This window comes from Streptomyces sp. NPDC059874 (assembly GCF_042731135.1).
GTDB lineage: Bacteria > Actinomycetota > Actinomycetes > Streptomycetales > Streptomycetaceae > Streptomyces.
This window is the reverse complement of sequence record NZ_JBHWJY010000072.1, coordinates 36730-44379: the sequence shown is the minus strand read 5'-3', so window position 1 is coordinate 44379 and position 7650 is coordinate 36730. Positions and strand designations below refer to the sequence as shown.

The 7650-nt window shown below is 69.5% G+C and carries 6 protein-coding genes and 1 pseudogene; 3 read left to right on the top strand and 4 right to left on the bottom strand.

The features are described 5' to 3' along the window. Positions 1-572 precede the first annotated feature (572 nt). Positions 573-1904, bottom strand: a pseudogene (locus ACFV9H_RS31585) (RHS repeat-associated core domain-containing protein); the annotation flags it as partial. 207 nt (positions 1905-2111) lie between these two features. Here ACFV9H_RS31585 and ACFV9H_RS31580 point away from each other — a divergent pair. After that, on the top strand, positions 2112-2519 hold the full coding sequence (locus ACFV9H_RS31580; RefSeq protein ID WP_385404942.1) for a VOC family protein: 408 nt from the start codon (positions 2112-2114) through the stop codon (positions 2517-2519). Between the two features lie 103 nt (positions 2520-2622). Next, complete coding sequence (locus ACFV9H_RS31575) at positions 2623-2937, top strand: hypothetical protein (protein WP_385404939.1); 315 nt, start codon at positions 2623-2625, stop codon at positions 2935-2937. A gap of 254 nt (positions 2938-3191) precedes the next feature. Here the strand turns inward: ACFV9H_RS31575 and ACFV9H_RS31570 are convergent, their stop codons facing one another. The 3 genes from ACFV9H_RS31570 to ACFV9H_RS31560 form a co-directional block, all read right to left on the bottom strand. Then, the gene (locus ACFV9H_RS31570; protein ID WP_385404937.1) at positions 3192-3899 is read right to left on the bottom strand and encodes a hypothetical protein; all 708 of its coding nucleotides are present in this window, start codon (positions 3897-3899) and stop codon (positions 3192-3194) included. Positions 3900-4147: 248 nt separating this feature from the next. Then, a complete protein-coding gene (locus ACFV9H_RS31565) occupies positions 4148-5344 on the bottom strand; it encodes a DUF11 domain-containing protein (RefSeq protein WP_385404934.1) in 1197 nt (398 codons plus the stop codon). A gap of 352 nt (positions 5345-5696) precedes the next feature. After that, the gene (locus tag ACFV9H_RS31560) at positions 5697-6623 is read right to left on the bottom strand and encodes a cyclase family protein (RefSeq protein WP_385404931.1); all 927 of its coding nucleotides are present in this window, start codon (positions 6621-6623) and stop codon (positions 5697-5699) included. Positions 6624-6731: 108 nt separating this feature from the next. On the opposite strand from ACFV9H_RS31560, the gene ACFV9H_RS31555 reads away from it, so the two are divergent. Further along, positions 6732-7643, top strand: a complete 912-nt coding sequence (locus ACFV9H_RS31555; RefSeq protein WP_385404928.1) for an SDR family oxidoreductase — start codon at positions 6732-6734, stop codon at positions 7641-7643. Positions 7644-7650 lie beyond the last annotated feature (7 nt).

Below are 7650 nucleotides of genomic sequence, written 5' to 3'. Positions count from 1 at the left end.
CCGGGGCGCCACCCCACCCGGCCCGTCGGCTCGCCGTTCGCGCGATCGGGCGCGGTAGGTCAATTAGCCGCGCCCCTGCGTTCCGGAGCTTTCCCCCCCTGCTGCAAGGCGGTTCACAAGGGGAAGTCGTTCTTCCATGGGGCGTCGAGGGTGTCTGGATCTACTCCTAGATTCCTGACCGCCTCATCGACTTCCGGCAATTCGTGCACGGTTGCAACAAGGCTGCGCGAAATGTCTCCTTCGGAGAAGCATTCGTCGTTGTCGACGACGCTTCTGGGGATTTCTACCGTCGATACGCGAAAAGTGCCGTCTTGTGAAGGGAACACCCAAACCCAGGAGTACAGCTCATCGGAACTTGCTTCGCGTCGTGCGGATACCGTCGAGCGGGACATGGTCAAGCGGTTGGCGACCTTGGGTCTCATTCTTCGCCATCTACCTTTCTCCAGAATATTCGTATGATAGATCCCCTGTAGGGGGAGTCTTCGTATGTGTGAATTTGCAGGTGGGGGCGGTTTCCGTCCTTGTTGTCTGCCCCATGGCCCAAAACTCGGCCGGTTCGTCCATGGAATTGGGCACGGGCCAAGGCCCAGGGGATCGGACCACGTGTGGGGGTTGTGGACGTGCGTGGCCGGGTTGGGGGCGGGGGTGAGGCCGAGGGGGTCCGGGGAGAGGTAGCGGGCGGTTTCGGGGTCGTAGGTGCGGAAGTAGTTGTGGTGGAGGCCGGTTTCGGGGTCGAAGTACTGGCCCGGGAAGCGGAGGGGGGTGTAGGCGGTGGCGTTGCGGGTCCAGGTGGTGGAGCCCCAGAGGGTGGAGCGGGTGCGCCAGGCGATGTCGCCCGATTCGTCGATCAGTTCGCGCGGGGTGCCGATGAGGTCCGTGACGATGGCGAAGAAGCGATCGTCGGTGGTGCCGAGGACGCGTTCCGCCTGGGTGAGGGGGTGCAGGCCGTCGTGGGTCCAGGTGAGGGTGACCTGGCTGGTGGACTCCTCGCACAGGGTGGTGCCGTCCCACGTGAAGAGGGTTTCCTCCGCCACCTCGCCGGTGGGGGTGAGGCGTTGTTTGGCCGTGCGGCGGGAGAGGGCGTCGTAGCGGTAGCGCCAGCGCGTGCCGTCGGGGGTGGTGACCCCTGTCATGCGGTCTTCTGCGTCCCACTTGTAGTGCCAGGTGTCGGGCTTGCGGGAGAGGCGGGTCTTCTGGCGAAGGACGGTGCGGCCGAGGGCGTCGTGTTCGTAGCGGATCGCGCCGGCGCGGGTGATGCGGGTGCCCTGGTACTCCCGTGGGCCCTGGGCATCGCTGCCTGGGTGGCGGGACGGCCAGGAGGCGCTGGTCTGGTTGCCGGCCTCGTCGTAGGCGTAGCGCTCCGACCAATTGGCCGCGTTGACGGCGGTTACCCGGGCCGTCGAGTCCAGGGTGAAGGTGTGGGGACCGGCCAGCGTGTCGTCGATCTCGGTGAGGGCGCCGTCGGAGCGATAGCTGTAGCCACGGCGCTGCAGGGTGCGCCCGTCCTGGCCGACTACGTGCTGGTCGGTGAGGCGGCCGAGGGGGTCGTAGTCGTGGGTGAGGGCCGGCTCTGAGCCCATGGTGCGGGTGAGCTCGCGGCCCACCGCGTCGCGCTCGAAGGCGATCGTGCGGCCCGAGGTGGTGAGGTGAGTGCGTTGGCCGACCGCGTTGTACGTCCAGTGCGACTGGGCGCCGGTGGGCGTGGTGCGGCCGGTGCGGCGGCCCAGCGTGTCGTACGTGTAGGAGACGGTTCGGCCGTCGGTGGTTTCCGAGACGAGGCGGCCGTAGGGATCGCGCTGGCGCGTCAGCACCGTTCCGTCCGGGGTGACTGCCCGAGCGAGTTCGCCGAAGACGTCGTACTCGTACGAGGTGCTGCCGTCCGGCCTCTCCTTGCGGAGGAGTTGAATACGGAACTTTCGGAGGAGTTCGGCGGGGTAAATGGCCAAACAGGCCCGCATAACCAGTCCGCCGGGGGCATGCCATGGGGCGGCTCTGGCGAGACACGCTTCAAGTAGGCCAGGTTCTGGCCTACTTGCCGGCTACAGTCGGGCTTGGCCGTGCCGGTGTGCGGTCGGGATGTGGTTTTCGTGGCGGCGAAGGGGTGGACGGGCGTGTTGCGAGGGCTTACGACGGTCAGTTTCTGGGCCGATGATCTGCACGCGGCGAAGCGTTGGTATTCCGAACTGCTGGGTGTGGAGGCGTACTTCGAACGCCCCGGGTACGCCGAGTTCCGGCTGGGGGACTACCAGCACGAGTTGGGCCTGATCGACCGCCGGTACGCGCCCGCCGGGGCGGCGGCCGGGCCCGGTGGGGCCGTTGTGTACTGGCACGTGGACGACGTGCGGGCCGTCTTCGAGAAGCTGCTGGCCATGGGCGCGAAGGAGTACGAGGGCCCGGTGGAGCGGGGCCCCGGTTTCGTCACCGCTTCGGTGGTCGACCCCTTCGGCAACGTCCTGGGCATCATGTACAACGCGCACTACCTGGAGATCCTGGGCGAGACGGGCGCGGCCGACGCGTGAGCGGCAGGGGCCGGTGCGTCCCGCGATCACGCGAAGGCCATCGAGGGCGATCAGGAGGCCGTTGAACGAGCGAAGGGCCTGGCCGGCGAGAACAATGGTGGGCGTGGAGCTTTTCGAGCGGGCCGTGGCCGCTCTGTCCGCCGAACATCCGGACGACGAGCGGGGCCGCATGCTGCGCTCCCTGGGGGTGAAGACCGGAGGCAAGTTCTACGCCTTCGCCACCGAGGAGGACGTCGTGGTCAAGCTGCCTGCCGCACGGGTCGCCGAGCTTGTCGCGGCGGGGGTCGGTCAGCCGTGTGAGACGCGTCCCGGGCACCCGATGAGGGAGTGGGTCCGGCTCGTGCCGGCTGACGTGGACGGGTGCCTGGCCCACTTGCGGGAAGCCCGGGCGTTCGTGGCGGCGTCGGCCGCATCGTGACCCGGCCCCGGCCCCGGCCCCGGCCCCCCGTACCCGGAGCGCGGACAGCCCCAGGCCTGGTGGCGTGGGGGTTGGCGAGAGCCGATGGAGGCATCGCCATCCCCGAGGCCCGCAGGCCCCCGGCGCGCTCGTGCCGTCGTGCCCCGCCGCCACGTGTGCGGCGGGGCATGCAGGGTGACCCGGTGGACGCGGGGCGCCATGTCGACGCCCTTGGGCGCCCTTGACGCCCTTGGACGGTCCGGGCCGGACGGGACCTAGTCGTCCCCGCAGATCACGTCGTACGGGCGGCCGACGGCCATGGTGAGCTGCATGGGCTCGGTGGTGCCGGCCGGGCACTCGCTCTTCGTCTTGACGAGGCCGAGCACCTTGTACGTGCCCTTGCCGCGACCGGCGCAGGGGATCTCCTGGGCCTGGTCGCTCACGCAGTCGCCCTTCACCAGCTGACCGCCGCCGGCGCCCGCGTCACCGGGGTGTTCGCCGGACAGATTGCGGCCGCAGACGGTGTTGGTGGGGATGCCGCTGCTCTTGCCGCCGTTGTAGGAGATGCTCACCTCGATCATCAGGTCGGTGCCGGCCGGGCACTGGATCGACCCGGGGAGGATGCTGGCTTCCTTGATGTCGATGGCCTTGAAGGTGGCGCCGGCGTCGGTGCACTTCTGCGGCCGGTAGCCGTCGGGCTGGTTCTTCGGATCCGGGCCGCCGCAGTCGCCGACCTTCCAGGAGCTGGAGGTGTCGGAGGAGGACTCCGGGTTGCCGGGCTCGGCGGACTTGGCCGGGGCGGAGGTCGACGCCGAGGGCTTGGCGTCGCTCTTGGTGCCGTCCGCGAAGAGCACCCTGGAGGCGCCGTAGAGGCCGGCGATGATCACGAAGACCACCACGAGGGTGAGGACGCTGTTGCCCGAGCGGCGCGGCGCGGGCGGCGGCGGGGGTGGGGGCGGGTAGGCCTGGTACGGGTTTGCCATCGCTCCTCCTGGAGGCGGTGGTTGGGCTGGGGGATATGACGCGCGAACGGTGACGCGTCATGAACACCTCATGGTTCCAGGTGTGGGACGCGCACTGGCCGCCGGACCCCTGCCAACGTTGCCGCCGCTGCCGGGAGCGCTCGGTGGGGATGCCGGAGACCGTCAGCCGGGGCGATTCCGGCCCTCCCATCGAGCTCTGGGGCCACCGGCGGTGCCGCTCGTGGCCCCAGACGTGTCGCCGCTGCCCGTCAGCGCACCGAGACGGTGTACGAGGCAGTGTTGTCGGCGGTGTCGGGCTCGATCCCGCCGACCGGGGTCGCGCTGACCGTATTGGTGATCGTGCTCCCCGTGAAGGGTCCGACCGTCACCTGGATGCTGACGGTGGTCTGAGCCCCGGAAGCCAGGTTGCCGAGGTCGCACACCACCGTGCCGGAGTTCCCCGCGGGGGGCGCCGTGCAGCTCCCGCGGGCGGGCGTGACGCTGTTGAAGGTAACCGTGCCCGGCAGCTGGTCGGTCAGTACGACCTGGTGGGCGGGGTTCGGACCGTCATTGATCACGGTGGCCGTGTAGGTGAGGACATTGCCGGGGCGCAACGGGTTCGGGGCGCCCCTGAGCGCGACGCGCAGGTCCGTGACCGGCGTGACGACGGTGATGCTCGCGGAGGCGGGTGCCCCGGCGAGTGTCTGGCCCGAGCTGACGGGACTGGTGGTGTTCTCCTTGATCCCCGTGGACGTGGCCGTCACATTGACGCGGATGGTGCAGGTGCCCGAGGGGCTGAGCGTGGCACCGGACACGCTGATGCTGTTGGAGCCGGGCGTCGCGGTGACGGTGGCATTGGGGCAGTTGTTGGCCACGCCGTTGGGGCCGGCGACGACGAGACCGGCCGGGAGCGGGTCGGTGAAGCCGATGCCGGTGAGCGCCGCGGTGGTGTTCGGGTTTACGAGCGTGAAGGACAGCGGGGTCGTCTCGCCGACCGCGATGGTGGCTGCGCCGAACGCCTTGGTGGTCACGGGTGGGCCGACGATGGTGATGGAGGCCTTGGCGGTGAGTCCTCCAGGACTGAGGGTGGCGGTGTTCTCCCATACTCCGAGCTTGTTGGCGCTCAGCGTGACGGAGAACGTGCAACTGCCCTGCGCGGGCACCATGGCGTTCTCCAGCGTGATGCTGTGCTGCCCCACGGTGAGTGTGCCGTCGCAGGCGCTACTGGTCACGAGCGGCCCGACGGCGTCCAGCGATTCGGGCAGGATGTCGGTGAACCCGGCGGGCTCCGGTTCCAGGGCGCTGTTCGTGAGGGTGAACGTCACCGATGTCAGATCGCGCACGGCGATGCGCGTATCGCTGAAGCTCTTGGTGAAGCCCAGGTCCTCCGGCGCCGCAGCAGCGGGACTCGTGGCCATGAGGCACGATGCCGCGGCCACGGCGACGCCGAGGAGCGAGCGGATCACGAGGGGGACGGGTCTTCTGGAAGCAGACTTTGGAGACTCTGTTGCGCGCATGGCGTTCGCACTCTCTCGGTGGGGGGAGGGGCACGGGCGCTGATCACGCCCGTGGCGAAGGAGATCCGCCCCGGTCCTGAAGGCCAAGCCAACACGCGGTCCGCAGTTCACATTCAAGGCATACGCCACCCCGTCTTCCTAACGGGAGGTCCGGCCGTCAGGTGTCGGCCCGAGGCCCCTGTCGAACGCAATCGCTCGGTCCGGTAATCGCCGTACGCGGAGGCGGCCTTCGTCTGGACCGAGTGCTCCGATCGAGGAACACGCACGTCCGGCGCGAAGGCCGTGAGGATGCCCGGACCGGTCAGAGGATGGCCACCGGGGCGACCGGCGTGCCTACCGCGCCGACGAAGGGTTCCGGCATCGCCGAGAGGAGGAAGGCGTACCGGTTTTCTTCTGCACAGGCTGTGGACAACTTTTCGAGGTTCCAGTTCTGGCCCTGGTGCATGCCCATTTCGACGAGGTCGAGGGCGTGCACCGGGAGCCACAGGTTGTCGATCTCGGGCGGGAAGATCTCAAAGGTGAGGGTGTCGTTGGCGACCGCCGCGACGTCCCGGGCGTGGAACCACTCCGGCGTACGGACGGACAGGCCCGGGGACGGGAATCCGTAGCCGTGCTTGTCGCCCGCCAGGTAGACCTGGATCTGGCCGGTGCGCACCAGGACGATGTCCCCCGCGCGGACCGTGATCCCGCCGAACTCCTCCGCCTCGGCGAGGTCTTCGGGCGTGACGGCGTGGCCGCCCGGGAGGCGGTCGACGCCCTTCGCGCGGGCCACGTCCAGCAGCACCCCGCGCGAGACGATGTGGCCGGCCTTGTCGATGCCGCTGAACTCCGCCCGCCCGTGCGCGGTGATCGAGGACGACGGGCGGCCGTTGTAGATCCGGCCCGAGTGCGAGACGTGCGTGAGGGCGTCCCAGTGGGTGCCGGCCTGGAGGCCCATGGTCACGGCGTCGTCGCTGCACGCCACCGTGCCCGGGCCGAAGAGTTCCTGGTTGATCTGCACCATCGTGTGCAGCGGGTTGATCCGGCCGGGGATCATGCCGGCCTGCACCCCGTCCTCCTTGAGGGGGAGCGCCAGCGGTATCCGGCGGCCACTGCGGATCTCCGCCGCGGCGGCCCGGACGACCTCGTCGGTGATGAGGTTGAGGGTGCCGATCTCGTCTTCGGCGCCCCAGCGGCCCCAGTTGTTGACGCGCTTGGCGATGTCGTGGAACTCGGCGGGCAGGGTCATGGGCGTCGACGGCTCCTTGAGTCGAGAAGGCAACGAGGGCTTGTGCTCCGGCATCGAGGTGCCCCTAGAATCTAACGGTCCGTCAGAAATCGCGGGAAGGGGCCGGACGTGGGGAACTTCTTGGCAGGCAAAGTCGTCGCCGTCACCGGCGCCGGCCGGGGCATCGGGCGGGCCGTGGCACTCGCCGCGGCCGCCGAGGGGGCCAAGGTCGTCGTCAACGACTACGGGGTGGGGATCGAGGGCGGCGAGCCGACGAGCGAGATCGCCGAAGGCGTGGTGAAGGAGATCCTCGCCGCCGGCGGGGAAGCCGTCGCCGTCGCGGACGACATCTCCACCATGGCGGGCGGCCAGCGCATCGTCGACACCGCGCTCGCCCAATACGGCCGCATCGACGGGGTCGTGTGCGTGGCCGGCATCCTGCGCGAGCGGATGCTGTTCAACATGTCCGAGGAGGAGTGGGACCCCGTCGTCGCCACCCACCTCAAGGGCACGTTCACCGTCTTCCGCGCCGCCTCCGCCGTGATGCGCAAGCAGGGCACCGGCACGCTCATCGGCTTCACCAGCGGCAACCACCAGGGCTCCGTCGCCCAGGCCAACTACAGCGCCGCCAAGGGCGGGATCATCTCGCTCGTCCGCTCCGCGGCCCTCGGGCTGGCCAAGTACGGGGTCACAGCCAACGCCGTCGCACCCGTCGCCCGGACCCGGATGTCGGCCAACGTCCCCATGGAGCTCAAGGAGATCGGCGAGCCCGAGGACGTCGCCGCCCTGGTCACCTACCTGCTCAGCGACCGCGCCAGGGCCGAGGACATCACCGGGCAGGTCTACACGATCGCCGGCCCCAAGATCGCCGTCTGGGCACAGCCGCGCGAACTGCGCGCCGGGTACGCCGAAGGCTCCTGGACCCCGGAGAAGATCGCCGACTTCCTGCCCGGGACCGTCGGCAAGGACCCGATGCCGATGCTCGCGCAGCTGGAGGCCATGGCCAAGGCGGCGGCCGCCAAGGACCGCCCCAATGCGTAAGGGGTGA